A 26,159-nucleotide genomic window follows, 5' to 3' on the forward strand; every position below is an offset into this window, starting at 1 on the left:
CGCCGGCAGCGGAGGAGCCTCCCGATGAGCTTCCAGGCCCCGTGGTGGCTGCTCGGCCTGCTGGCGGTCGTCGCGCTGGTGGCGCTGTACGTGGTGCTGCAGCTGCGTCGCAAGGCCTACGCCGCCCGGTTCACCAACGTCGCGCTGCTGGGCACGCTGGTGCCCAGGCGCCCCGGCTGGCGGCGGCACCTGGCCTTCGGGCTGGTCGCGCTCGGGCTGGCCGCGCTGATCGTGTCCCTGGCGGTGCCCAGCACCGAGGTGCGGGTGCCGCGGGAGCGGGCGACGGTGGTCATGGCCGTCGACGTCTCGCTGTCGATGCAGGCGACCGACATCGAGCCCAGCCGGTTCGAGGCGATGCAGGTGGCGGCCAAGCAGTTCGTCGACGTGCTGCCCGAGCGGATCAACCTCGGCCTGGTGTCCTTCGCCGGCACCGCGACCACGGTGGTCACACCGACGACCGACCGCGGTCAGGTGCGCACCGCGATCGACAACCTGGAGCTGGCCGAGTCGACCGCGATCGGCGAGGCGGTGTTCACCTCGCTGACCGCCATCGAGAACTTCCAGTCGTCGCTGGACGCCGACGGCGAGGAGGTGCCGCCGGCGCGGATCGTGCTGCTCTCGGACGGCTACAACACCGTGGGCCGCCCCGACACGCAGGCCGTCGACGCCGCGCTGGACGCCGGCATCCCCGTCTCCACCATCGCGTTCGGCACCGACTACGGCACCCTCGACCTCGACGGCGAGCGGGTCCCGGTGCCGGTCGACCGCGCGACGCTCGAGGAGATCGCCGACCGGACCGGCGGCAGCTACAGCGAGGCCGCCAGCGCCGCCGAGCTCGAGCAGGTCTACCAGGACCTCGGCAGCCAGATCGGCTACACGACCGAGCCGCGCGACGTCAGCTACTGGTTCGTCCGCGGCGGGGTGCTGTTCGCGCTGCTCGGCGTCGTCCTCAGCCTGCTCTGGACCAACCGCCTGCTGTAGGGGCAGCACGCAGCAGCGTTCACGGCCGCCGGCGCATGCCGTCAGCGGCAGCACCGTCACCGGGCCGCAGGTGACCTGCTCGCGGCCTGCGCCACCCAGGCCGTGATCGGGTGCTCCGGACCGAGCACTCCCCGGCAGCGCCGCAGGGTGTCCTGCCCCAGGACGCGGGCCGGTCCCGCCTCGCCCAGCCGGTCCAGGGCGTGGGTCAGGGCGGCGGCCGCCCACAGGGTGATCGGGTGGTCCTGGCCGAGGGTCCGGTGGGAGCGCTGCACGGTGTCCTCGCCGAGCGTGCGGGCCCTGGCCGCTTCGCCCTGCGACGCCAGTGCGAGGGTCAGCCCTCCCTCGACCAGGAGGGTGATCACGTGGCGCCGGCCGAGCACCCGGCACCGCAACGTGTCTTCCCCGAGCTCGCGAGCTGCCTCCGTCTCACCCAGTTGCACCAGAGCGTGGGTCAGGGCGCCCGCGGCCCAGAGGCTGACCACGTGTCCGGGCCCGAAGACCCTGCGGCAACGCCGCAGCGTGTCCTCGCCGAGCTCGCGGGCCGGCTCGGCCTCACCCAGCACGACCAGGGCGACGGCCAGGGTGGCCGCCGCCAACAGGGTGGTCGCGTGGTCGGGGCCGAAGACCCGGCGGCAACGCCGCAGCGTGTCCTCGCCGTGCTCGCGGGCTGCCCCCACCTCACCCAGCACGACCAGTGCGACGGTCAGGGCCGTCGCCGCCAGCAGGGTGGTCGCATGGTCCGCGTGCAGCACGCGGAGGCAACGCTGCAGGGTGTCCTGGCCCAGGACGCGGGCTGCCCCGGCTTCTCCCACCTGGTTCAGCACGAGCGTGAGCGCGGCCGCCGCCAACAGGGTGGTCGCGTGGTCGGGGCCGAGCACCCGGCGGCAACGCTGCAGCGTGTCCTCGCCCAGGGGCCGGCCGCGTGCCGCGTCCTTCAGGAAGAACAGGTCCAGGGTGAGACTGGTCGCCGCGGCCAGGGTGTCGGGGTGGTCGGGACCGAGGAGCGACCGCCAGCGGTCGAGCAGCGGTTCGCAGACAGCCCGGCTGCCGTGGCCGTCCCCGTGGGCGTGGAGGTAGCGGACGGTGTCCAGGACGAGTCGGCGGCTGACCGGCGAGTCATCACCCAGGGGGCCGGTGGCGAGCACGTGCGGGGTCAGCTCGGCGTAGGCAGGCCAGCTGGCCGGATCCTCCGGGTCGCCCGGGGAGGCGGCGGCCAGCAGCGACAGCACCTGGTGCGCTGTGGCCTGCCGCCGGCCGGGAGGCAGCTGGCGGCGGACCACCGCCTGCACCAGGCGGTGCACCTGGAAGCTGTCGGGGTTCCGGCGGGCCAGGGAGTAGCCGACCAGTGCTCCGACGGTGTCGGCGAGGGCATCGGGGTCGGCAGCGGTGGTCCGCAGCGGCTCGTCGAGGACCCGTGCGTGGGCGCTGACGAGTGACAGCGGGATGGGTTCGGGGGCGAGGAAGGCGGCGAGTTCGAGCAGCTGCACCGCAGCGGGGTCGTCGTTCCTGAGCCGCTCCAGCGACAGCGCCCAGGTGGTGTCGATCCGGCCCTGGTAGCCCAGGACGTCGCCGCGGGCCAGCAGGTCGGCCCGGCAGGTGCGGAAGCGGCGCAGGTAGTCGGCCGCCGGCAGGTTCGTCTGTTCCAGGTACCCGGCGGCCTGGGCGGCGGCCAGGGGCAGGTCGCCCAGGGAGGCGGCGATCTTGTCGGCCAGCTCCGCGTCCAGTGCCGGGATGCGAGCCCGGAGCAGGGCGATGGTCTCGGCCCGGGTGAGCACGTCGACCTCCATCCGCCCGCCGAGCGCTCCCCAGCCGGGGGAGCGGGAGGTGATCAGCAGGTGCCCGGCCCCGTCGGGCCGGTAGCCGGCGACGTCCTGGGGGTGTTCGGCGTTGTCGAAGACCAGCAGCCACCGGTCCCGGTGGCGGAGTTCGGCGAGCAGCCGGTCGACGGTGTCGGTCACCGTGGCCGCGGCCGGCACACCCAGCCGGGCGGCCAGCCCGGCGAGCTGGTCGGGGATGAGCACCGGTTGCTCGGCGTCGACCCACCACACCACGTCGTAGTCGGCGGCGAAGCGGTGCGCGTACTCGATGGCCAACTGGGTCTTGCCCACCCCGCCCAGCCCGTACAGCGTCTGCACCGCCAGCGTCGCCCCCTCCGCGCGCAGTCGCCGCCGCAGCTCGGCCAGCACGTCGTCCCGTCCGGTGAAGTGGGGGTTGCGGGCCGGCGCCCTCCACACCTGCTGCCGCGACACGGGGGCAGGTGAGCGCGGCACCTCGGCCGTGACCGCAGGCGCGGGCTCCGCCGGTGGGGTCCAGTCGAGGCCGGGGTCGTGCGCGAGGACGGCGGCCTCGAGCTCCTGCAGTGCGCGGCCGGGGTCGATGCCCAGTGCCTCGGCGAGGATGCGGCGGGCTCGCCGGTGGGCACCCAGGGCCTCGGCCTGTCGACCCGAGCGGTAGAGAGCGACCATGAGCATCCCGTGCAGGCCCTCGTGCAGGGGGTGCTCGGCGACCAGGTACTCCAGCTCGCTGACGAGCTGGACGTGGCGGCCCAGGGCCAGCTCCGCCTCCAGGCAGGCCTCGAGCGCACCCAGCCGCAGCTGCTCGAGGCGCGGGACCTCGGCGCGCGCGAACGGTTCGTCGACGAACTCCGCCAGCGGCTGCCCTCGCCACAGCCCCAGGGCCTCCCGCAGCGTGCCCGACGCCCGTGCCGGCGCCGTCCGCAGCACCTCGGTGCCCTCGCGCACCAGACGCTGGAAACGGCGCAGGTCCAGCCGCTCGGGGTCGAGGTCGAGCACGTAGCCGGGCCCGCGCCGCTGCAGCACCGCGACACCGGCGCGGTCGGGGTCGTCCTCGGCCTGGAGGACCCTCCGCAGCCGCGACACGTAGACCTGCAGGGTGTTGACGGCGCTCGCCGGTGGCTGCTCCCCCCACAGGCCGTCGACGAGGACGTCGCTGGGGACCACCTCGTCGAGGTGGAGCGCCAGCATGGCCAGCACCGCCCGCTGCTTTCCACCCCCGAGGGCGAGCGTCCCACCTGCGACCCGGACCTCCAGCGGGCCCAGGATCCGAAGGTCCATGGCGGATCCCTCCGCTCCGACCGGTGACCGGGCCGATCCGGTCACCCGGCCACCGGCGACCGGACGTCTGCCGTCGTGCACGCAGCGCCACCACCCAGCGTTCCTGGCTGCAGCCGCCCGTTCAAGCCGTTTCAGCGGCGCTTCAGCGCTCCTCCAGACCCCCTCGCCACCCTCTGTGGTGGCTCCCCGTCCCCTCGGGGGAGCGCCTGACCACACGGAACGGATCGATGTCGCCATGGCACCACGGACCCACCCCGGTACCGCGACCGGCAGCAGCACCCCGGAGCTGCTGGAGCTGGCGGCCCGAGGCGACCAGGAAGCGTGGGGACGACTGGTCGAGGAGTACGACGGTCTCGTCCGCTCCGTGGCCCGGTCGTTCCGCCTGCAGGCGGCGGACGTCCACGACGTCGCGCAGACGACCTGGCTGCGCCTGGTGCAGCACCTGCACACCATCCGCGACCCGGAGCGGCTCGCGGGGTGGCTCGCGGTCACCGCGCGGCGTGAGGCGCTGTCCGTCCTGCGCGCGGCCTCGAGAGAAGCCCCGGGACCGGTGGTCGACGAGACGCCCGACGCCACGGTCGACCTCGAGCGGAGCGTCGTGGACCGCGAGGTGGCGCGCGAGCTGTGGGGTTCGGTGGAGCGCCTCTCACCCCGGCAGCAGCAGCTCCTCGTCGCACTGTTCCGGGAGGAGCTGGACTCCTACGACGACGTCGCGGCGAGGTGTGCCATGCCGGTCGGGAGCATCGGCCCGACGCGGGCGCGGGGACTGTCCCGGCTCCGGCGGGAGATCACCGAGCGGGGCCTGGGGCCGGCCGACCTGTGATCGTCCACGCCCGCACCCCGCCCTGACCGGGGTGGGTCCGTGCGGGTCACCCGCACGGACCCACCGCGCTCAGCGGGAGGGGTCGAGGACGAGCTTGCCGGTGGTGCGGCGGGCGAGCAGGTCCTGGTGCGCCTCGCGGACGGCCGACAGCGGGTAGCGGCCGCCGACCACCGGGCGCAGCGCGCCGTCGGCCACCAGGGGCAGCAGCTCGGTCATGGCGTCGTCGAGCATCGCGGGCCGGGCCATGCAGTGGGCCAGCCAGAAGCCGACGACCGCGCGGCTCTTCTGCAGCAGCACCCCCGGCGGGACGGCGGCGGTCTCCTGGCGGGCGGCCATCCCGTAGGTGACCACCCGGCCGAACGGGGCCAGCGCGGACAGCGAGCCGGCGAAGACGTTGCCGCCGGTCATCTCCAGGACGACGTCGACCGGGCGGCCGCCGTTGGCCTCGCGCAGCGCGGCGGTGAAGGCCCTGGGGTCGTCGTCGGCGAGGGCCGGGTCCACGGAGGCGTCAGCGCCGAGCTCCTCGGTGAGCGCCCGCTTCTCCGGGCTGGACGCGGTGGCGATCACCCGGCCGGCGCCCCAGCGGCGGGCCAGCTGCACGGCCAGCGACCCGACGCCGCCGGCGCCGGCGATGACGACGACGGTCTCGCCGGCGGCCAGGTGGGCGCTGGTGCGCAGCAGGTGGTAGGCCGTGCTGCCCTGCAGGACGACGGCCAGCGCCTGCTCGTCGGTCACGCCGTCGGGCACCTGCCAGGTCAGCCGCGGGTGTGCGGCGACCTTCTCGGCGTAGCCGCCGCCGTCGAGCAGCCCGACCACCCGCGGGCCGCCGCCGGCCGGCGTCCCCACGAACTCCGCGCCCGGCACCAGCGGCAGCTGCTGGGCGGCGAGGTAGCTGTTCTCGATCTGGTGGGTGTCGGCGTAGTTGACGCCGGCGGTGGAGACGTCGAACAGCTGCTGACCCTCGCCCGGCGTGGGGTCGGGCAGGTCGACGACGTCGAGGACCTCGGGGCCGCCGAAGCGGGTGATCTGCACGGCTCGCATGCAGCCGAGGCTAGGGCTCCACCCACGGGCAACGACGAGGGAGCCCGGACGGACGGGGCCGCGATCACCCCTCGCAGCACGCCCGGTGCAGCCACTCCGGCTCGTGCCACCAGTGCGTCCGGTCGTGAGGGTGGTCGCCGAGCCGCCAGCCGGGGGACGCTCCCGCGGGTGCCCGGACGAGCGCGGGGACGGCGGATGACCGGGCGCGCTCGTCGAACGGCGCGAGCAACCCGTCGACGGTGTGCAGCCGCCCGCCGACCATCACCTGCGCCACGTCCGCGGCCGCGCGGATGTCGGCGAGCGGATCGCCCCGGACGAAGGACAGGTCGGCCTGCGCGCCGGGCCGCACGACGCCGAGCCGGTCCTCCGCGCCCAGCCACCGGGCCGGGTTGCGGGTCGCCGTGACCAGCGCCTCGTACGGGGTGAAGCCGCCGCCGACCATGGCGCGCAGGTTGGCGTGCAGCGAGATGGCCACGTTGTCCAGCGGGGCGTCGGTGCCGGCGATGACGAACCCGCCGCCGCGGTGGATGCGCAGGAGCATGTCGACGTTGCCGGCCAGCAGCGCGCGGGTGGTCGCCCCGGCCGGGCCTGCGGCCTGCGCCACCCGGTCCAGCAGCAGCTGGTACTCCCACGCCGGGTACAGGGTGCGGGTGCGCCGGTCCTCCACGAGTGCCGGGTCGTCGACGTGCACGACCGTGGAGGTGAACAGCGTCGGGGTGATCGACATCCCCGACGTGGTGAACAGGGCGACCACGTCGTCGTACGCCCGGCCGAGGCGGCTGACCGTGTGCGAGTAGCCCAGGCGGTTGGTGGCGCCGGTGTGCTCCATGCCGTCCATGCCGATCGTGGCGGCCGGGTAGAGGTAGTGCGACGTCAGCCGGAGCCCGAGGTCGTGGGCCAGCCGCACGGCGCGTCTCTGCAGCCGCACCGGCAGCCGCACGTAGGTCTTGACCAGGTCGTAGCGCAGCCGGCGGGCGCGGTGCATCTCCAGGTCCAGCTGCTCGGCCGAGAGCGTGGGCCGCATGAAGTTGTAGTAGACGCGCGAGCCGTCGATCGCCTCCCCTGTCGCGAACAGGCGCGGGCCGACCAGGGTGCCCGCGGTGAGCGCCTCGCGGGTCTCCTGCATCTGGTACGCGGGGTCGCCGGGCGAGCGGGTGGTGGTGATGCCGTAGCTGAGCCAGACCAGGCCCTGCCGGGCTCCCCAGGCCCGCCCGCGCAGGTGCCAGTGGACGTGGGCGTCGATGAGCCCCGGCATCACCGTGAGCCCGGAGGCGTCGACGTCGGGACGGCGGGCGGGGTCGTGCGGGCGCACCGCGGCGATGCGCGACCCGTCGAGCACGACGTCCACGTCCGGGCGCAGCTGTCGCGCGACGCCGTCCCAGAGCCGGCCGGCGTGGACGGTGCGCGGCTCGCGCACGCTCGCCCGGGTGTAGGTGAGGTCCAGCGGCACCGTGGTCGCCGGGTTCCCGGCGATGGTCGTCCGCCGCAGCCGGCCGCCGCTGAGGTAGAGCAGGGTGCGCTCGTCGAGCCAGACCGGGGAGTCGGTGATCTCGCTGGTGACGGCGCGCGGCGTGCCGGCGGGGCGGCCGGTCGGGCCGACCGGCACGACGTGCAGCAGGCTCTCGACGACGAAGGCCAGGTGCCGCCCGTCGGGGGAGAAGACCGGCCCGTCGTCGCCGCGCGTCGACAGCGAGCGGAACGGCATCGGCTCGACGTACTCGAGGGCGCCGGAGGCGACGTCGACGAACAGCAGTTGGCTGGTGCCCTCCCGGAAGCGCCCGGAGAACGGCTTGACCGCGGCCAGGACCAGCGTGCGCCCGTCGGGGGACCAGCTCATCCGGCCGGGCTGGAACAGGGCCGGCGTGACCGGTCGCGCCTGCAGGGTGTCCAGGTCGAGGATGCTGCCGACGCCGTTCTGGTCCTGGTAGGCGACCTGCCGGCCGTCGGGGGAGAAGCGCGGCGCCGTCTGCGCGCCGGGCAGGGCGGTGATCCGGCGGTCGGTGCCGGTGCCGAGGTCGTGCAGCCACAGGTCGGCCTCCCCGGCCCGGTCGCTGGCGTAGACCAGGCTCCGGCCGTCCGGGGCGAAGTCGGGGTCGGAGGAGAAGTACCCGTCGGCGACCCGTCGGCGCGGTCGGCCGCTCCCGGCCACGTCGGCGGTCCACAGCGCGTTCAGGGCCCGGAAGGCGATCCGGCGACCGTCGCGCGACGCGACCGGGCCGGCGATGCCGAGCGCCTGCCGCGTGCCCGTGGAGCCGAGGTCGGGGCGCCGGGGCTCCGGGCGACGCGTCCGCACGGGCACGACCGCGGTGAACGGGACCTCGCCGGGGGACCCGTCGACCAGCTGCCGCCAGATGCGCCCGTCGGCGGTGTAGACGAGCTCGTCGTCGGACGACCACGACGGCGGGAGGGCGAAGACGTCGCGTCCCTGGGTGACCTGCTTGCCGTCGACCACGAGGTCGCTGCGTGCGCCGGTCAGGCGCACGTGCGCGAGCCGGCCCGATCCGGGCGAGTACGACGGGCCGTGGACGGAGCTGCCCTCGACGGTCGGCACGAGCGTGCGGCGGGCCCCGCCGGCGAGGACCACCTCGTCGATGCGGTTCGCGTCGACGGTGAAGGCGACCCGGGCGCCGTCGGGCGACACCGTCGGCTCCGCGTCCTCACCCGGACCGCCGGTGACGCCGCGGACCTGTCCGGTCGCGAGGTCGAGCAGGTGGATGTCGTACGTGCCGGCACCGGCGCGATCGGAGGAGAGCAGCAGCCCCGAGCCGTCGGGCAGCCACCGCGGCTCCCGGTGGTCGTACGGGCCGGAGGTGTGCTGCGTGAGCCCGCTGCCGTCGGCACGGATCGTCCACAGGTGGAAGTTGCCGTCGCGGTAGGACTGGAACGCGATCGTCCGCCCGTCCGGCGACCAGGCGGGCCGGGTGGCGTCCTGCAGGTCGTCGGTGAGCCGTCGGGCCGGGCCGCCGCCCATGGGCAGCACCCAGATCGACACCACCAGGTCGAGGGCGAGCTCCCGTCCGCCGGGCGATGCGGCGACCATGACGTTGGTGCCCTGCCGCAGCGTCGTGGGGAGGTCGTCCACCGCTCGCGCGGGCGGAGCCCACGGGATCGGCAGTGCGGCGGCCGCGGCGAGCAGTCCGCCGGCCTGCAGCACGCGCCGCCGGGTGATCCCGGCGGAGGAGCCCGGTACGTCGTCGCTCGGGCGCTGGAACCGGTCCGGCACGAGGGCCTCCTGCGGCCGCCCACCCCCTCGTGTCCCCGGGTGGGGACGATGGGTCACCGGGCATCCTCCCGCTGCCCACAGCGGCGCGTCGAGGGCCCGTCACGATGTGCGGTCGCAGCCAGCTGCCGTGCCACCGGCGGAGCCTGCGGTCGGCTCGACGAGCGGGCCGGTGATGAGTGTCGGCGCATGCCACGCCAGCCGCTGGAACCTCGTGGAGCCGGCCGTCGCCGGGGACGGGATCGGGGAGGTCGACGACGTCGAGGACCTCGGGGCCGCCGAAGCGGGTGATCCGCACAGCCGGCCTGGCAGATCTGCCTGACGGGGTCCGGGCGGCTGGACCCCGCGAACAGCGACGGTGCTCAGCGCCTCGTCCGCCAGCGGAACGCGACCACCCCGTGACGCATCCGGGTGGGCACTCGAAGCGCCCGGACCCCCGGCGACGAAACCCCTCGGTACGCGACGGCCGGCCGCGATCCTCGTGCCGGGGACCGCCCCGTGGCGGTGCGGCGGACGACGGCCTGCCTGGTCCCCCATCCCATCCAGTGCCGAGCCCGGGAGACAGGAATGAGCAGCATCACGACCGCTGACGGCACCGAGATCTTCTACAAGGACTGGGGCACGGGCCAGCCCATCGTGTTCAGCCACGGCTGGCCGCTGTCGGCCGACGACTGGGACACGCAGCTGCTGTTCTTCCTGCGGCAGGGCTACCGGGTCATCGCGCACGACCGGCGCGGACACGGCCGCTCGAGCCAGACCGGGCACGGGCACGACATGGACCACTACGCCGACGACCTGGCCGCCCTGACCGAGCACCTGGACCTGCGGGACGCCGTGCACGTCGGACACTCCACCGGTGGTGGGGAGGTCGTCCACCACATCGCTCGCCACGGCGAGGACCGCGTGGCGAAGGCGGCCATCCTCAGCGCGGTGCCCCCGCTCATGGTGCAGACCGAGGACAACCCGGGCGGCCTGCCCAAGAGCGTGTTCGACGACCTGCAGGCCCAGCTGGCCGCCAACCGCTCGGAGTTCTACCGCGCGCTGCCGGCCGGGCCGTTCTACGGGTTCAACCGGCCCGGGGTCGAGCCGTCCGAGGCCATCATCCAGAACTGGTGGCGGCAGGGGATGATGGGCGGCGCGAAGGCGCACTACGACGGGATCGTGGCCTTCTCGCAGACCGACTTCACCGAGGACCTGCGGAAGATCACGGTGCCGGTGCTGGTCATGCACGGCGACGACGACCAGATCGTCCCGTACGCCGACTCGGCACCGCTGTCAGCGGAGCTGCTGCAGAACGGGACCCTGAAGACCTACGCGGGCTTCCCGCACGGTATGCCGACGACGCAGGCCGAGACGATCAACGCCGACCTGCTGGAGTTCATCCGGTCCTGACCGGTCCCGGCGCCGTCACACTGCCCGTCGTCCGGCCGTCGGGGACCGGGTCCCGCCCCGGTCCCGTGCCGAGGGATGCTGGACCCGTCGGCCCTGAGCGTGTCATGGCCCGATCAGGGTGCCGGCGACCGGGAACGACGGAGGAGGGCCTCATTCCGGCTGACCAGATCCTGGACGAGGCGACGCGGATCGCCGATCTGCTGCTCGACGTCCAGACGCGGGTGAACGGGCAGATCGACGCCGCGCTGACCGAGCTGCTGCCCGGGGTCCAGCAGCGACTGGGCGTCTCGCCGGCGGACGGCGTCGACCCCTCCGGCCTGGTGAACACCAGGATCACCGGTCTGAGCGTCGTGGTGACCCCGGCCGCGGTCGCCACCGTCGTCCCGCTGCCGGCCGGGTCCGCCGCCACGACGCGGGCCGGGCGTCGCGCCGTGACCGAGATCGTCGCCGGCCGCGACGACCGCCTGGCCGTCATCGCCGGCCCCTGCTCGATCCACGACCCGGAGGCCGCGCTGGAGTACGCCGCCTTCCTCGTCCGCATGCGGGAGCGGCACGGCGACGACCTCGAGATCCTGATGCGGACCTACACCGAGAAGCCGCGGACCGAGGTCGACTGGAAGGGGTTCGCCTACGACCCGTTCCTCGACGGGTCCAGCCGGATCAGCGTCGGGCTGGTCGCGACCCGGCTGCTCATGTGCCGCATCACGGCCCTGGGCGTGCCGGTGGCGGCCGAGCCGCTGAACGCGCTCACGCCGCAGTACGTCAACGGACTGGTCACCTACAACGGCGTCGGCGCGCGCAACGTCACCGACCAGACCGCCCGGGAGCGGGTGTCGGGCTTCTCGTCCGTCGTCGGCTTCAAGAACTCCCCGGAGGGCAGCATCGACGCCGCCGTCTCGGCCGTGCTGACCGCGCGGGCCCCGCACGAGTTCCTCGGCGTCGACCACCACGGCGTGAGCGCCCAGCTGTCGACGACCGGCAACGACACCGCCCACGTGATCCTGCGCGGGAACAAGGACGGCCCCAACCACTCCGCCGCGCACATCGCCGAGACGAAGCGGAAGCTGGCGCAGCGCGGGTTGCCGGAGGTGGTCGTCGTCGACGCCTCCCACGGCAACAGCCAGAAGGACCACCGGCGCCAGATCCACGTCGTGCGGGACCTGGCCGGGCAGGTCGCCGGCGGTGAGCGGGCGATCCGCGGCGTGATGGTGGAGAGCAACCTCGTCGCCGGGCGGCAGGACCTCGACCGCCGGCACCCCGAGCGGCTGGAGTACGGCCTGAGCGTCACCGACGCCTGCGTCGACCCCGGGACGACGGAGGTCATGCTGGCCGAGCTGGCCGGGGCGGTGCGGTCACGGCGGTCCGGGGACCGCTGACGGAGCGCCGCCGAGCTCAGCCCTGCTGTCCCTCCCCGGCCGGGAGCTCCGGGGCGTCGAGGAGCACGACGAGGTCCGCCCGTTCCCTCGATGCCTCGACGACCTCGCCGTTGGGCAGGTCGACGGTCTGCACCCAGTCCTCGGAGGACCGGCGCTCGTGGCCGTGGGACAGGCGGCGACGGAGGAGCCGGCCTGTGCGCACCTCGGGGGGCACGTCGAGGTACCAGACCTGGTCCAGGCACGGCCGGACCTCGTCCCACCCGTGGTCCTGCACGAGCAGGTAGTTGCCCTCGGTGAGGACCAGCGGCGTGTCCGGGGGCACCGGGACGGCGCTGCCGATGGCCTCCTCCAGGTCGCGGTCGAACACGGGGCCGTAGACCGTGCGGTCGGACGGCGTCCGCAGCCGCCGGAGCAGGGCGACGTAGCCGTCGACGTCGAAGGTGTCGGGAGCGCCCTTGCGGTCCCGGCGCCCCAGCCGCAGCAGCTCCTGGTTGGCGTAGTGGAAGCCGTCCATCCCCACCAGCGCGACCCGCTCGCCGAGTGCCTCGACCAGTGCCGCGCAGACGGTCGACTTGCCCGCCCCCGGCGCGCCGGTGATGCCGAGCAGCCGCCGCCCTCCGGACGCCAGGGCCGTGGCCCGGTCGACCAACTGCTGCACCGTCTCGCGGACGACGGGCGGCGCGCCCGCGCCGGACGTCGCGACTGGCTCCTGCACTGGCGAGGTCCCCTCTCCCGGCACCCGTGGTCGCAGCGGGCCCGCGGTCAGCCTCGCAGGCGCACGGACAGGCAGGTCACGCAGCCCTCGAGCTTCTCGAACTCGGTCACGTCCACCGCGACGACGCGCAGGCCGCGCCCCTCGAGCAGCGCCCGGGTGGCCGGCGCGCTCGAGGACATCAGCACCGTCGTGCCGTCGAGCAGGACGACGTGCGACCCCTCCTCCTCGGGGACGGCGAGGAACCCGGGCCAGCCGGCGGGGTCGTCGACCAGCGGCTCGAACCCGACCACCGTGCCGTCCGGCAGCGCGGTGACGCCGGACTTGAGGTGCAGGACCCGGGTGACCGGGACGCCCACCACCTCCGCGCCCAGGGGAGCGAGCAGCGCGGCGAGCTGCGCCAGACCGGCCTCGTTCGTGCGCCCGCCCAGCCCGACCCACACGGTGCCGTCGTGCTTCAGGACGTCGCCGCCGTCGAGCGTCCCGGGCGCCTCGATCCGGGCGATCCGGTAGCCGAGGGCCGCCAGCGTCCGCTCGGTCCCCGCGGTCTCGGGCCTGCGCTCGTCCGCGCCCGGCCGGGACACGACGGCGAGGTCGCCGTGGACGACGACCGTGTCCTCCACGAACACCGCGTCGGGGCAGTCGTCGGCGGGCGGCACCTCGATCGTCTCCCAGCCCTCGGCCCGCAGCGCGTCGACGTAGCCCTGCCACTGGCGCAGCGCCAGCTCGCCGTCGACGGGCGTGCGAGGGATGTGGGTGACCAGCCCGTCGGCCAACCGGGGGCCGGGACGACGGACCAGCGCGCGCTTCCGCATGCGGGGGATCGTGGCAGGGGACTGCGCGGCCGACCCGCGCCGGGGCAGCGGCTCTCAGGCCAGGCGGGCACCCACGACCGCGGCACCGGGACCCTCCAGCGCCTCCAGGCCGGCGCGTCGCCCCGCCGCGACCAGCAGCAGGTCGACGTCTGTCCCGCGCAGCTCGGCCCCGTCGCCGAGGGTCCACCCGGTGTCGGTCGAGACCAGTCGCACCCCGGCCAGCCGCCGCGGCCCGCCCATGAACCGGTTGGTGGCGACGTAGGCCAGGCAGTCGGCCACCACGTCGGGAGGCGACACGTGGCGCCGGCCCAGGGGCCGGGCGATGTCCTGACCGTGCACGACGAGGTCCATGAGCGGGTCCCTCGGGGTGCTGCCGGGGAACCTCCGCGTGGAGCCCGCGCTCTCGCGCAGCTGCGCGACCAGCTCCTCGGGTCCGTACGCCGCGGACCGCTGCGCCGCCAGGTCGACCGCCACCCGGTCGAAGCTGCCGCGCGCCCGCACCGCCGCGCGCAGCAGGCGGGGCACGGTGATCCTCGTCGTGACCGTGAGGTGGGCGACGACGTCGCGCACCGTCCAGGCGGCACACAGCGACGGCGTCGTCCACCCCTCGTCGGGGAGGTCGGTGACGAGGTCGGCGACGCGGTGCCGCTCGGCGGCCACCGCCGCGTCGACGGCGGCGCGGGACAGGGGAGGCGGGGTGCTCATGGGTGTTCCGACTCCGACCACCCCGCGAACTCGTCGGTCAGGAGGCGGCGGGGTGGCCGTCGTCCCCGACGTACCAGGTGCGCAGGCGGGCGAACCCCTCGTCCAGGCTGACCCCGGGCCGCCAGCCCAGCGCAGCCCGCGTGCGCCGCTGGTCGAACCAGTGGGCGGTCGCGAGCTGCTCGGCCAGGAAGCGGGTCAGCGGGGGGACCGACCGCCGGCGCGTGACCGCCCAGACCGCCTCCGCGGCAGCGCCGGCCGCCCAGGCCGCACCGAACGGCACCCGGCCGCGCGGCCCCGGGACCCCGGCCGCCCGGCACAGCCGGCCGAGCACCTCGGCGACCGGGCGGGGCTCCCCGTTCGAGACGACCAGCGCCTCCCCGTGCACCGGTCCGCACGCGTCCACGGCGGCGACCAGGGCCGCTGCGGCGTTGTCGACGTAGGTCGTGTCGATGAGCGCCGCGCCCGACCCGATCACCGGCAGCCGCCCGGCGCGCGCCCGCTCGACGATGCGGCCGACGAGCTGGGTGTCGCCGGGGCCCCACACCAGGTGCGGGCGGACGGCCAGCACGGCCAGCGCGGGGGAGTCCGCGGCCAGCGCGTCGAGCTCGGCCACGGCCTTGGAGCGGGAGTAGCGGCCGCGGGCACGTGCGGGGTCGGCGGGGCCGGCACCGACCCCGGCGAGCGCCGTCCCGGCGTGCGCCACCGACGGGGACGACACGTGCACCAGCCGGCCGACGCCCGCGGCCCGGCAGGCGTCGAGGACGGCCCGGGTGCCGACGATGTTCGCGTGCGCGTACTCGGCCCACGGACCGGTGACGTCGACCTTCGCGGCCAGGTGCAGCACGGCGTCCTGCCCCCGCGCGGCCCGCCCGACGACGCCCGGGTCGGCGACGTCCCCCAGCACCTCCGCGCAGGGCAGGCCGGAGGGACGGCGCTGCAGCACCGTCACCTCGTCCCCGCGCCCGAGCAGCCCGGTGGCCGTGGCCCGGCCGAGCATCCCGCTCGCCCCGGTGACCAGCACCCTCACGGTCGGCGGGCGGCCCGTGCGCCGGCCAGCACCCGCGCGGCCCGGCGGGCGACCTCGCCCCGGTCCACCTTGGACTGGTGCCGGACGTCCACCGGCAGCCGGGAGGCGACCAGGACCGCGGCGACGTCGACGCCAGCGGCCGCGCGGACGGCGTCGGCGAGGTCCGCCCCGGCCAGGGCCGGTCGGCCGCCGAGCCGGGTCCGGCGTCCGGACGGCACGACGACCACCACGACGACCTGCGCCCCGGCGGGTCCCACGCCGACGGCCGCGGCGGCCGACACGCCGTCGACCGCCTCCACCCGCTGCTCGACCCCGACGGGCGTCACCGGCCCGGCGGCCGTCGTGACCACGTGCTGGAGACGCCCCTCGACCCAGAGCCGCCCGTCGGCGTCCAGGTGCCCGACGTCGCCGGTGCGGTGCCAGCCGGGGTCCCGGGACGTCGACCGCTCCAGCGCCCACAGGGCGTCGTAGCGGTCCTTGACGTGCGCGGCCCGCACGCAGACCTCGCCGGGGACGCCCGGGCGGTCGGTCAGCCCGCCGTCGGCCCGGCCGTCGGGTGACAGCGGGCTGACCCGCACGTCGACGCCCGGCAGGGGCCGGCCCACGCACACCCCGTCGCCGGCGCCGGCGGCCTCGATCTCGGCGAGCGAGACGTCGGTGACCGGCAGCACCTCGGTCATCCCGTAGGGCGTGTGCGGGTCCGCCGCGGGCAGCACCGCCTGCAGCGACCGCAGCAGGGACGCCGGGACGGGCGCGCCGGCGGACATGAGCAGCCGGACGCGGGCCAGGGCCGTGCGCTGCTGCGCCGAGAGGCCGGCCGCCGTGGCGACCACGCGCCGCAGCGCCGCCGGGGAGGCGAACACCACGGTCGCGTCGACGGCGGCCGCGGCGTCGGCCAGCGCCGCCGCGGTCAGCGAGCCGGGCGCGGTCACGTCGACGTCCGGCACCGCCGACCCGATGCCCAGCGCCGGCCCGAGGATCGCGAACGGCGCGAACGCCGCCACCAACCGGTCGTCGGCGGTGAGGCCGTAGGTGGAGCGCACGAGCTCGAGCTGGGCGGCCGCCTGGCGGTGCGTGTAGACGACGCCCTTGGCCGGTCCGGTGGCCCCGGAGGTGAACAGCACGGCGCAGTCGGCGTCCAGCGGCGGTTCGGCGGGCACCGGGGCCGACCGGCCGAGGGCCTCCAGGTCGGCGAGCGTGGAGCGGGCGCCCAGGCCGCGCAGCGCCGTCCGGCCTCCCGGACCGGCGGCGATCCGGGACCCGGGCAGGCCCATGAGGCGCGCCGCGGCCAGACCGGCCCGGCTGCCGACGACGGAGTCGACCGCGGCGCTGCGCAGCGCGCGGCGCATCCCGGCCAGCCCGAGGCCCTTGTCCGCGACGACGACGACGCCCCCGGCCCGCCACACGGCGTAGACGGTCGCGGTGAGGTCGGCCGAGGGCTCCACCAGCAGCGCGACGCGGGAGCCCGGCCGGACGCCGGTCGCCGCCAGCCCGGCGGCGAGGTGCGCCACCCGCCGGGACAGCTGCGACCAGCTCACCGTCGCGCCGCCGACCTCGACGACCGCGGGGGAGTCGTCGTCCGCCCGCTCGTCCAGGGCCGACCACAGCCGGCGACCGGTCGTCGCGGGAGCCGGCCGCGCGGGCGTGCGGTCCCCGGTGTCGAGGTCGGCCACCCACTGCGCCACGGCCTCCGCGTACTGCGGCGCGTCCTCGGGCAGCAGGTGGGAGGCGCCCTCGTAGCGGTGCAGCCGGGCCTGCGGCAGGCGGCCGCGCAGGTCGGTCAGGTACCGCTCGCCGAACACCGGGTCGCGGGGGCCCCACAGCAGCAGCGCCGGGACGTCGAGGCCGCGGATGCCCTCGGCGATCGCCTCCTGCACCGGGCGGGACGGGTGGCCGGGGGAGAACGGGATGTCGGCGACGAAGTCACCGACCGACCGGCGCCGCGCCGGCGAGCGGTAGGGCTCGGCGAAGGCGCGCCGGACGCCGGCGGGCAGCGCCGGCCGGGACAGCGCCGTCGTCGCCCGGACGAACACCGGGGTGCCCACGGTGACCGCCGCGCGCACGCCGGGCACGTGCGCCAGCCGGATCAGGGCCGGCCCGAGGTCGCCCTCGGGCATGGCGACGGCCGTGTTGGCCAGGACGACGCCCCGCAGCTGGTCGCGGTGCTCCAGTGCCCAGCCCAGGGAGATGACCCCGCCCCAGTCGTGGCCGACCGTGACCACCGGGCCGGTGACGCCCAGGGCCGCGGTGAGGTCGCCGAGGTCGGCCACCCGCTGCCGCAGGAGCCGCGGCCCGGCCAGCCGGTCGGACCACCCCATGCCGAGCTGGTCGGGGGCGACCACCCGCCAGCCGGGCGGGGCGGCGGCCAGCAGCCGGCGCCACAGGTAGGACCAGGTGGGGTTGCCGTGGACGCACAACAGCGTGCCGACCGGCTCCCGGACGCCGTTGTCGAGGACGTGCCAGCAGTGCTCCCCGCCGTCGGCGTCGGCGACGGTCAGGAGCCGGGACCAGGCCGGGTCCAGCCCCGGGAGCGCCGGCCGGGCGGGCGTCGCGTCGGCCGCCCTCACCAGGCGATCTCGAGGCAGGAGGCGTTGAGGCCCGAGCCGATCCCCATGAGCAGCACCCGGTCGCCGCCGACGAGGGAGTCCTGCTGGCCGGCCAGCGTGAAGGGGACCGAGGCCGGGCCGAGGTTGCCCCGGGTCGGGAACGTCGTCGGCACCAGGGCGGGGTCGATCGAGAACCGGTCGCACATGGCCTTGGTGTGCACCTTGGAGACCTGGTGGACGATGTACCGGCTCATGCCGCGGGCCCAGTCGAACTCACCGGCGGCGTCCGCCCAGAGCTCCTCGGACAGGCCGAGCCCGGCCTCGAGCAGGCCCTTGAGGTCGGTCCGCATCTCGTCGTTGTCGCCCGTGCAGAGCTCGTGGTGCTCGCTGCCGGCCCGGCTCGCGGAGCCGACCAGGCGGTGCCCCTCCGGGTGCTGGTCGGCGCGCCCGAGGACCATGGCGACCGCACCCGAGCCCAGGGTCAGGGTCGCGAACTGCGCCAGCACGTCCTTGGACGTGGCGTCCGGGCGGTTCAGCCGCTCGACGGTGCGCTCCTGGACCGGCCGGGAGTCCTCGCCGTTGACCACCAGGACGTGGTCGACCATGCCGGAGTCGATCATAGCGGCGGCCAGCTCCATGCCGTTGACGAAGCCGAGGCAGGCGTTCGTCACGTCGAAGTTCTGGCACGAGCGCGGCAGGCCCAGCGCGTGGTGCACCGCGACCGCCGTCGAGGGCTCGAGGTACCGGCGGCTCACCGACGTGTTGACCATCAGGCCGATGGAGGCCGGGTCGACGCCGCTCTCGCTGATCGCCTTGGCGCCGGCCATGGCGGCCCCGTCGACGAAGGTGACGCCGTCGGCCCACCAGCGGCGCTCCCGGATGCCGGCGAGGCGCTCGAGCAGGCCGCGCCGCAGGCCCACCCGCTGGTAGGTCCCCTCGAGCGCGTCGTCGAGGTCGTCGGAGCCGACCACCCGGGTGGCGTCCTCGGTCTGGACGGCCAGGACCGCCGTGTTCGTGAACCTGCGTGTGCTGTTGCTGCTCATCTGTGGGATCCAGTCCTCCGCCGGGCCGGCTCCCCATCACGTGCCGCCCTCGTCCGTCGCGCTCTACCCGAGCCGTGCCCCACTACTCCACCAGCCCGGGCCCCCGCGCGTCACGCCCGGGCAGCCCGTCACCGGGTGTGACCTGCACCCACCGACTAGGTTCGGGACCCGGACGTCAGCGACCGGCGCAGGGGGTGTGGCACGTGGCGAGATCGGTGCTCGTGACCGGCGGGAACCGCGGCATCGGGCTGGCGATCGCCCGCGAGTTCGCCGAGCAGGGCGACCGGGTGGCGGTGACCCACCGTGGCAGCGGCACCCCCGAGGGGCTGTTCGGGGTGCAGTGCGACGTCACCGACACCGGGGCGGTCGACCGGGCCTTCACCGAGGTCGAGGAGCACCAGGGGCCGGTCGAGGTCCTGGTGAGCAACGCCGGCATCACCCGGGACGGCCTGCTCATGCGGATGAAGGAGGAGGACTTCACCGACGTCCTCGACGCCAACCTCACCGCCGCCTACCGGGTGTCCAAGCGGGCCGCGGCCAGGATGGTGCGCGCGCGTCGCGGCCGCATGGTCTTCGTCTCCTCGGTGGTCGGGCTGCTGGGCTCGGCGGGCCAGACCAACTACGCGGCGTCCAAGGCCGGGCTCGTCGGGCTCGCGCGCTCGATCGCCCGCGAGCTGGGCAGCCGCGGCATCACCGCGAACGTGGTGGCCCCCGGCTTCGTGCAGACGGACATGACCGCCGCGCTGCCGGAGGAGCGGCAGCGGGAGATCCTCGGGCAGGTGCCGCTGGGGCGGTACGCCTCGGCGGAGGAGATCGCCGGCGTGGTGCGCTTCCTGGCGAGCGACGCGGCCGGCTACATCACCGGGGCGGTCGTCCCGGTCGACGGCGGACTGGGAATGGGGCACTGATGAGCGGCATCGCTGGTGGAGGGATCCTGGCGGGCAAGACCGTCCTGGTGACCGGGGTCCTCACCGAGGCCTCGATCGCCTACGCCACCGCGCGCATCGCGCAGGAGCAGGGCGCCACCGTCGTCCTGTCCAACTTCGGCCGGGCGCTGTCGCTGTGCCAGCGGATCGCCAAGCGGCTGCCCCAGGAGGCGGCGGTCGTCGAGCTCGACGTGACGAACACCGAGCACCTGGCCACGCTGGCCGACCGGCTGCGCGAGCAGGTCGGCGACACCCTCGACGGCGTCGTCCACTCCATCGGCTTCGCGCCGCAGGAGGCGATGGGGGAGGGCTTCCCGGAGGTCGCCTGGGAGCACGCGGCGACGGCGTTCCAGGTGTCGAGCTGGTCGATGGCCTCGCTGACCCAGGCCTGCCGGCCGCTGTTCGGGGAGCAGGCGTCGGTCGTCGGCCTGACCTTCGACGCCACCGTCGCCTGGCCGGTCTACGGCTGGATGGGCGCGGCCAAGGCGGCGCTGGAGTCCACCTCCCGCTACCTGGCCCGGGAGCTGGGCCCCGAGGGCGTGCGGGTCAACCTCGTCGCCGCCGGCCCGCTGCGCAGCATGGCGATGAAGTCCATCCCGGGCAGCGCCCAGTTCGAGGAGGCGTGGGAGGCGCGCGCCCCGCTCGGCTGGTCGGTGACCGACACCGAGCCGGCCGGCAAGGCCGTCGTCGCGCTGCTGTCGGACTGGTTCCCGGCCACCACCGGCGAGATCGTGCACGTCGACGGGGGCTTCCACGCCGTCGGCGTGTGAGAGGTCTCGCCGCATCCGCCCGCGGCCTGGGGTAGAAGAGGAGGCGTGCCGCTCCAGACCGACGTCGACATCACGCCCGCCGGCCAGCGTCCCGACGAGGACCCGTCGCTCGCCGTCCGCAACAACGGCGGGACGCCGCCGTCCGCCGACCCCGCGCCGTCCGGACGGCGGGAGGCGCTGCTCGTGCTCGGCTTCGGTGGCCCGGAGGGGCCCGACGACGTCATGCCGTTCCTCGAGAACGTCACCCGCGGCCGCGGCATCCCGCGCGAGCGCCTGCTCGACGTCGCCGAGCACTACATGCACTTCGGCGGGGTCAGCCCGATCAACGCGCAGAACCGGGCGCTGACCGCGGCGGTCGAGCGGGAGTTCGCCGACGCCGGCGTGGACCTGCCGGTCTACTGGGGCAACCGCAACTGGTCGCCCTACGTCGAGCACGTCTGGCAGCAGATGGCCGACGACGGCATCGAGCACGTCTACGTCTTCCCGACGTCGGGGTTCGCCTCATGGTCGGGCTGCCGGCAGTACCACGAGGACGTCGCCCGGGCCCGCTCCGTGTTCACGGGCGCGGCGCCCGGCGGCGGGCCGACCGCCGAGAAGCTGCCGCACTACGGCGACCACCCCGGCTTCGTGCAGGCCAACGCCGAGGCGCTGGCGGCCGCGCTGGCCTCGCTGCCGGAGGACCTCCGGGACACCGCGCGGCTGGTCGCGACGGCGCACAGCATCCCCGACACCATGGCCGCGGTGGCCGGGCCGGACGGCGGCGCCTACCAGGCCGAGCTGCTGCGCTCGGCGCGGCTCGTGGTCGACGCGGTCGTGCCCGGCCGCGACGTCGACCTGGTGTGGCAGTCGCGCAGCGGCCCGCCGTCGGTGCCGTGGCTCGAGCCCGACGTCAACGACCACCTGCGGGCGCTGGCCGCGGCGGGGGAGAAGGCCGTCGTCCTCTTCCCGATCGGCTTCGTCAGCGACCACGTCGAGGTCGTCTGGGACCTCGACAACGAGGCGAGGGAGACCGCCGAGGAGCTCGGCATGGCCTTCGTCCGGGCGGGGACGGCCGGCACCCACCCGGCCTTCGTGGCGATGGTGCGCGAGCTGGTCGAGGAGCGCCGGTCCGGGACCCCGCCGCGGCTGGGCACCAACTGCCCGGCCGCCTGCTGTTTCGTCCGTCGGCCTACCGGCCTCCGCCGCGGCCAGGAGCCGTCCCCGGCCTGAGCTGAGCCGCTGCGTCCCGCCCGCGCGGAGCCCTCCGGGCCCCACTCGGCCGGACCGGCTGCGCGGCGGTCCTCGGCTACCGCGGGACGGCGTTGTAGGCGGCGGTGACCGCCTCCCGCACGGCGTCGCCCAGCGGGCGCAGCGCGTCGTCCCGGGCCGCGGCCTGGCGGTGGGTGACCGCGCCGCCGGGGGCGTCGGTGAGCGCCAGGTCGAGCACCTTCGCCAGCCGCTGGGCGCGCGCCAGCAGCGCCATCGCGACCGGGTCGGTGCCCGGCGGCATCCCCGGCACGTGCGCGGCCTTCGCCAGCCCGGCCAGCAGCGCCGGCACCTCGGGGTGCCACCGCGCCAGGTCCAGCGCGGCCAGGGTGCGGGCCGCGTCGCCGACGGCGAGGTCGAGCGCGCCGGACACCGCGCGCAGCGACCCCTCGACCGGCGGCGGCACCGGAGGGGCGCCGGTCAGGTCGAACGCCGTCCACTGCACCACCTCGGGGCCCAGGGGCTCGGGCACCAGTGCCACCCGCTCGCCGACGGCGGCCTGCCCGGCCTCCACGGCCAGCTGGGCCAGACCCGGGACGCGGGGCAGCCCCCGGACGTCGCCGGGCACCGGCAGCACCAGCCGGACGCGGCGCTCGCCGACGCCGCGCAGTGCGCTCAGGGCCCAGCCGAGGGGGACCGCCGCGTCGGTGTCGGACAGGCCGCGGACCTGGTGCGCGGTGTCGCCGACCAGGGCGTCGAGTGCGTCGTCGTAGGGGGCGCGGCCGCTGAGCCAGGCGGTCGCCCACACCGCGAACCGGCCCGCGGGGAAGTCGTGCACCCGGCGAGGTTATGCCGGGCCCCGGCCGAGATGACGATCCGGTCGCGATCGATCACAGCGCGGTCCGGATCTGGGAGAGTGCGGACGTGGACGCCTGGGTGCTGTGGCTGATCGCGTCGGGCCTGTTCACCGCCGGTGAGCTGGCCAGCGGCGACCTGTTCCTGCTCATGCTGGCCGGCGGGGCGCTCGGCGGCGTCGGGGTCGCGCTGCTCGGCGGTCCCGTCGTCCTGCAGCTGGTCGCCTTCGTCGTGGTCTCGGCGCTGCTGCTGGCGGTGGTGCGGCCACTGGCCAGGCGCCACCTCACCGAGGGCACCCCCGAGCAACCGGACGGCGTCGCCGCGCTCGTCGGCCGCACGGCGAAGGTGACCCGTGCCGTCGACGGGCACGGGGGGCGCATCCGCCTCGGCGCCGACGAGTGGACCGCCCGCAGCCAGTACGGCAGCGAGCACTTCCCGGTCGGCGCGACCGTGCGGATCCTCCAGGTGGACGGCGCCACCGCCGTCGTCGGGGACGCCCTCGAACTGGAGTAGCGCCTCGCGCGGGTGATCGCGCGTCGCGCCGTGACCGCATCGTCACCGAAGCCGGGCAGGATCGGCAGCGGACCCGGAGGAGGGAGCGTTCCCGTGACACCCGCACTGATCGCCCTGATCGTGATCGCCCTGCTGGTGGTGGTCGTCGTCGCCAAGAGCGTGACGATCGTGCCGCAGGCGCAGGCCAAGGTCGTCGAGCGGCTCGGCCGCTACAGCCGGACGCTGTCGCCGGGCCTGTCGTTGTTGGTGCCCTTCATCGACCGCGTACGGGCCACGATCGACCTGCGCGAGCAGGTGGTCTCCTTCCCGCCGCAGCCGGTGATCACCTCGGACAACCTGCAGGTCGGCATCGACACCGTCGTCTACTTCCAGGTGACCGACCCACGGCTGGCCGTCTACGGCATCGCCAACTACATCACCGGCATGGAGCAGCTGACCACGACGACGCTGCGCAACGTGGTCGGCGGGCTGAACCTCGAGGGCGCGCTGACCGGCCGCGACGGCATCAACAGCCAGCTGCGCGAGGTGCTCGACGGCACGACCGGCCCCTGGGGTCTGCGCGTCGCCCGGGTCGAGATCAAGGCGATCGACCCGCCGCCGTCCATCCGCGACTCGATGGAGAAGCAGATGCGGGCCGACCGCGACAAGCGGGCGATCATCCTGCAGGCCGAGGGGGCCCGGCAGTCGGCGATCACCACCGCCGAGGGGCAGAAGGCCTCGGCGATCCTCTCCGCGGAGGGCAAGAAGCAGGCGGCGATCCTCGAGGCGGAGGCCGAGCGGCAGAGCCGGATCCTGCGGGCCGAGGGTGAGCGTGCGGCCCTGTTCCTGCAGGCGCAGGGCCAGGCCAAGTCGATCGAGACCGTCTTCCAGGCCATTCACGACGGCAAGCCCGACCAGGGGCTGCTGGCCTACCAGTACCTGCAGACGCTGCCGCAGATCGCCCAGGGCGACGCGAACAAGATGTGGATCGTCCCGAGCGAGTTCAGCAAGGCCCTGGAGGGCCTGGCCAAGCTGGGCGGGGCGGACGGCGACGGGCGGTCCTGGATGGACGTCGACGGGTCGGCGAACGGCGCCGGCCGGCCGGCCGCCGAGCTGGACACGTCCGGCTGGTTCGAGTCGGCACTGCCCCGCGCCGCCGACCAGCCCGAGGCGAAGATCGAGCTGACGAGCATCGCCGACACCGCGCCCGCCGTGCCGGCACCGACGATCCCCGACACGACGTCACTGGCCCGCGCCGCCGAGGAGGAGACCACCGGCGGAGAGGTGCAGCCCCGTCCGTGACCGCCATCTCGAGTTGATCATGGGGTCGTCGCGGACGACCCGCGCGGACACGCCGTGCGCTGGTGCGACGCCCCCGTGATCAACTGCTGGCAGCCGCGTCGGGCAGCGGCCGGCCCCCTGCAGGGCCCCGCCGCGAGCTCGCGAGCGGGGGGTCTCAGTCCTTGAGCAGGCCCTCGCGGAGCTTGGCCAGCGTCTGGCTGAGCAGCCGGGACACGTGCATCTGCGAGATGCCGATGTCGGCGGCGATCTGCGACTGGGTCATGTTGCCGAAGAAGCGCAGGATCAGGATCCGCCGCTCCCGCGCCGGGATGGTGGCCAGCAGCGGCTGCAGCGACTCGCGGTACTCCACGCCCTCGAGCGCGGCGTCCTCCTCGCCGAGCGTGGCGGCCAGGGTCGGTGAGTCGTCCTCACCGGAGAGCCGCTCGTCGAGGGAGCTGCTGCGGTAGGCGTTCGCGACGGCGAGGCCCTCGAGCACCTCCGCCCGCGGGATGCGCAGGTGCTCGGCCAGCTCCGACGGCGTCGGCGCGCGGCCGTTCTTCTGCGCCAGCTCGCCGACCGCCGCGTTCAACGACAGGTGCAGCTCCTGCAGCCGCCGCGGGACGCGCACCGACCAGCCCTGGTCGCGGAAGTGCCGCTTGATCTCGCCGGTGATCGTCGGGACGGCGAAGGAGAGGAACTCCACCCCACGGCTCGGGTCGAACCGGTCGATGGCCGCGATCAGGCCGAGGGTGCCGACCTGCAGCAGGTCGTCGAAGGGCTCGCCGCGGTTGCTGAACCGGCGGGCGAAGTGCCGCACCAGCGGCAGGTGCTCCTCGACGAGGATCTCGCGCAGCCGCTCACGGCGCGGGTCGTCCTTGTCCAGGGTGGCCAGCTCGGCGAACAGCGGCGCGGTGCGCTCCGCCCGCCGCCGGTTCTCCGAGACGGGCGCGGCGCCGGAGGAGCCGGTGTCACCCGACGCGGTCTCGTCGTCCTCGTCGGACTGCTCGTCGTCGGATGCGGCGTCCTCGGTGGTGGCGCCCTCGAGCTCCGCGTCGGCGTCCGCCGTGTCCTCGTCCGCCACGTCGCTCCCGACCGGGGCGCCGGCGTCCGGGCCGGGCACCACCTCGCTGCGCGGGTCGGGCACCACGACGGGTTGCTCCTCGGACGCGACCTCTCCCTCCGTGCCGCGGCGGCCGGTCGGGAACTCGTCGTCGCGCAGGGTGTCCTCCTCGACGGTCCGGGGTTCCGGGGCTGGCGCCCCGGTCACCGCGCGACCGAGACGTTCTGGCCCGCGCCCCCGAGCCGCTGGTCCGGGTGCTGTCCCGGCAGGTACTTGTCCATGGAGATCACGGCGACCGGTGAGCTGGTGCCGTCGCCGGCCGGCACGGTGGCCTGGGTGGCGGGACCGGCCTCGACCTCGTCGACCAGGGTGTGCAGCACCGCCCAGCCGAAGCCGTCGCGGGGGACGTCGGTGCCCTCGGCGGTCGGCACCCAGGCGTCGATGTGCAGGCCCCGGCGGGTGGTCTCGAAGACCACGGTCAGCCGGCGGTCCTCGGAGACGATCGCCGACAGCGTCGCGCAGGCCTCGTCGACGGCCAGTCGGAGGTCCTCCACCGCGTCGAGGTCGTAGTCCATCCGCATCGCCAGGTCACCGGCCATGGCCCGCACGGCGGGCAGCTGGGTCGGGGTGGTGGGCACCCGTAGTTCCAGTCGCTCGGCGCGCCGCCCGTCCTGCGTGAGGGCACCCCTCGAGTCCACCATCCGTCGTACGCTCCTCATCCTCGCATCGCGACCGCGCGCCGGGAGCCCTGGAGACCCCGGTCCGCGCGGTTCGCACCCATCCTGCCCGACCGGCCGCGGCGGCCTGCCCGGCGCCGCCGGGCGGTGCGCCTGAC

At 75.3% G+C, this 26,159-nt stretch carries 21 protein-coding genes; 9 read left to right on the forward strand and 12 right to left on the reverse strand.

Annotation, left to right across the window (positions count from 1 at the left end; all coding sequences use genetic code 11):
* Positions 1–24: 24 nt before the first annotated feature.
* Complete coding sequence (locus BLS21_RS10065; protein WP_091217224.1) at positions 25–981, forward strand: VWA domain-containing protein; 957 nt, start codon at positions 25–27, stop codon at positions 979–981.
* Between the two features lie 56 nt (positions 982–1,037).
* On the opposite strand, the gene fxsT is transcribed toward BLS21_RS10065, so the two are convergent.
* Positions 1,038–4,055: an FxSxx-COOH system tetratricopeptide repeat protein gene (gene fxsT / locus BLS21_RS10070; RefSeq protein WP_091217227.1), complete on the reverse strand. Its 3,018-nt coding sequence runs from the start codon at positions 4,053–4,055 to the stop codon at positions 1,038–1,040.
* Between the two features lie 235 nt (positions 4,056–4,290).
* Between fxsT and BLS21_RS25115 the strand changes: the two genes are divergently transcribed.
* Positions 4,291–4,878 carry an RNA polymerase sigma factor gene (locus BLS21_RS25115; RefSeq protein ID WP_175479524.1) on the forward strand — a complete coding sequence of 196 codons (588 nt, stop codon included), beginning with the start codon at positions 4,291–4,293 and terminating at the stop codon, positions 4,876–4,878.
* Positions 4,879–4,947: 69 nt separating this feature from the next.
* Here the strand turns inward: BLS21_RS25115 and BLS21_RS10080 are convergent, their stop codons facing one another.
* Entirely contained in the window at positions 4,948–5,919 is a 972-nt protein-coding gene (locus BLS21_RS10080; RefSeq protein WP_091217230.1) for a quinone oxidoreductase family protein, read from the reverse strand.
* A gap of 64 nt (positions 5,920–5,983) precedes the next feature.
* Complete coding sequence (locus BLS21_RS10085) at positions 5,984–9,142, reverse strand: amidohydrolase family protein (protein ID WP_217636074.1); 3,159 nt, start codon at positions 9,140–9,142, stop codon at positions 5,984–5,986.
* A 564-nt stretch (positions 9,143–9,706) separates the two neighbouring features.
* On the opposite strand from BLS21_RS10085, the gene BLS21_RS10095 reads away from it, so the two are divergent.
* Together BLS21_RS10095 and BLS21_RS10100 are read left to right on the forward strand one after the other, a co-directional pair.
* Positions 9,707–10,531 carry an alpha/beta fold hydrolase gene (locus BLS21_RS10095; protein ID WP_091217232.1) on the forward strand — a complete coding sequence of 275 codons (825 nt, stop codon included), beginning with the start codon at positions 9,707–9,709 and terminating at the stop codon, positions 10,529–10,531.
* 104 nt (positions 10,532–10,635) lie between these two features.
* On the forward strand, positions 10,636–11,907 hold the full coding sequence (locus tag BLS21_RS10100; protein ID WP_245700246.1) for a 3-deoxy-7-phosphoheptulonate synthase: 1,272 nt from the start codon (positions 10,636–10,638) through the stop codon (positions 11,905–11,907).
* A 16-nt stretch (positions 11,908–11,923) separates the two neighbouring features.
* Here BLS21_RS10100 and BLS21_RS10105 read toward each other — a convergent pair whose 3' ends face one another.
* From BLS21_RS10105 to BLS21_RS10130, 6 genes are read right to left on the reverse strand one after another with little or no spacing between them, the layout of a single operon-like run.
* Positions 11,924–12,622, reverse strand: coding sequence for a nucleoside/nucleotide kinase family protein (locus tag BLS21_RS10105; protein ID WP_091217234.1), 699 nt, complete (start codon positions 12,620–12,622; stop codon positions 11,924–11,926).
* A 47-nt stretch (positions 12,623–12,669) separates the two neighbouring features.
* Entirely contained in the window at positions 12,670–13,434 is a 765-nt protein-coding gene (gene ddaH, locus BLS21_RS10110) for a dimethylargininase (protein WP_091217237.1), read from the reverse strand.
* A gap of 54 nt (positions 13,435–13,488) precedes the next feature.
* Positions 13,489–14,139, reverse strand: a complete 651-nt coding sequence (locus BLS21_RS10115; protein WP_091217239.1) for a maleylpyruvate isomerase family mycothiol-dependent enzyme — start codon at positions 14,137–14,139, stop codon at positions 13,489–13,491.
* A 37-nt stretch (positions 14,140–14,176) separates the two neighbouring features.
* Positions 14,177–15,166: an NAD-dependent epimerase/dehydratase family protein gene (locus BLS21_RS10120; protein WP_091217242.1), complete on the reverse strand. Its 990-nt coding sequence runs from the start codon at positions 15,164–15,166 to the stop codon at positions 14,177–14,179.
* Positions 15,163–17,733, reverse strand: coding sequence for an alpha/beta fold hydrolase (locus BLS21_RS10125; RefSeq protein ID WP_281241927.1), 2,571 nt, complete (start codon positions 17,731–17,733; stop codon positions 15,163–15,165). The genes BLS21_RS10120 and BLS21_RS10125 overlap by 4 nt, the downstream gene beginning before the upstream one ends.
* Positions 17,730–18,755, reverse strand: coding sequence for a 3-oxoacyl-ACP synthase III (locus BLS21_RS10130; RefSeq protein ID WP_091217245.1), 1,026 nt, complete (start codon positions 18,753–18,755; stop codon positions 17,730–17,732). Before BLS21_RS10130 ends, BLS21_RS10125 begins: the two co-directional genes overlap by 4 nt.
* Positions 18,756–18,958: 203 nt before the next feature.
* Between BLS21_RS10130 and fabG the strand changes: the two genes are divergently transcribed.
* Genes fabG through BLS21_RS10145 form a run of 3 tightly spaced genes read left to right on the forward strand, consistent with a single transcriptional unit; the run spans position 18,959 to position 21,660 of the window.
* The gene (gene fabG, locus BLS21_RS10135; RefSeq protein ID WP_091217637.1) at positions 18,959–19,663 is read left to right on the forward strand and encodes a 3-oxoacyl-[acyl-carrier-protein] reductase; all 705 of its coding nucleotides are present in this window, start codon (positions 18,959–18,961) and stop codon (positions 19,661–19,663) included.
* Positions 19,663–20,451 (forward strand): enoyl-ACP reductase FabI, encoded by a 789-nt coding sequence (gene fabI / locus BLS21_RS10140; RefSeq protein ID WP_091217249.1) that lies wholly within the window; start codon positions 19,663–19,665, stop codon positions 20,449–20,451. The genes fabG and fabI overlap by 1 nt, the downstream gene beginning before the upstream one ends.
* A gap of 45 nt (positions 20,452–20,496) precedes the next feature.
* On the forward strand, positions 20,497–21,660 hold the full coding sequence (locus BLS21_RS10145; RefSeq protein ID WP_091217252.1) for a ferrochelatase: 1,164 nt from the start codon (positions 20,497–20,499) through the stop codon (positions 21,658–21,660).
* Between the two features lie 76 nt (positions 21,661–21,736).
* On the opposite strand, the gene BLS21_RS10150 is transcribed toward BLS21_RS10145, so the two are convergent.
* Entirely contained in the window at positions 21,737–22,474 is a 738-nt protein-coding gene (locus tag BLS21_RS10150; RefSeq protein ID WP_091217255.1) for a hypothetical protein, read from the reverse strand.
* Between the two features lie 86 nt (positions 22,475–22,560).
* Between BLS21_RS10150 and BLS21_RS10155 the strand changes: the two genes are divergently transcribed.
* Together BLS21_RS10155 and BLS21_RS10160 are read left to right on the forward strand one after the other, a co-directional pair.
* Positions 22,561–23,004 carry an NfeD family protein gene (locus tag BLS21_RS10155; protein ID WP_091217258.1) on the forward strand — a complete coding sequence of 148 codons (444 nt, stop codon included), beginning with the start codon at positions 22,561–22,563 and terminating at the stop codon, positions 23,002–23,004.
* A 93-nt stretch (positions 23,005–23,097) separates the two neighbouring features.
* The gene (locus BLS21_RS10160) at positions 23,098–24,285 is read left to right on the forward strand and encodes an SPFH domain-containing protein (RefSeq protein ID WP_091217260.1); all 1,188 of its coding nucleotides are present in this window, start codon (positions 23,098–23,100) and stop codon (positions 24,283–24,285) included.
* A gap of 154 nt (positions 24,286–24,439) precedes the next feature.
* On the opposite strand, the gene BLS21_RS10165 is transcribed toward BLS21_RS10160, so the two are convergent.
* Positions 24,440–25,531 carry an RNA polymerase sigma factor SigF gene (locus tag BLS21_RS10165; RefSeq protein WP_091217263.1) on the reverse strand — a complete coding sequence of 364 codons (1,092 nt, stop codon included), beginning with the start codon at positions 25,529–25,531 and terminating at the stop codon, positions 24,440–24,442.
* Positions 25,528–26,025, reverse strand: coding sequence for an ATP-binding protein (locus tag BLS21_RS10170; RefSeq protein WP_091217265.1), 498 nt, complete (start codon positions 26,023–26,025; stop codon positions 25,528–25,530). The genes BLS21_RS10165 and BLS21_RS10170 overlap by 4 nt, the downstream gene beginning before the upstream one ends.
* Between the last annotated feature and the right edge of the window lie 134 nt (positions 26,026–26,159).

Origin of the sequence: Geodermatophilus siccatus (genome assembly GCF_900103785.1) — a bacterium.
Taxonomy (GTDB): domain Bacteria; phylum Actinomycetota; class Actinomycetes; order Mycobacteriales; family Geodermatophilaceae; genus Geodermatophilus; species Geodermatophilus siccatus.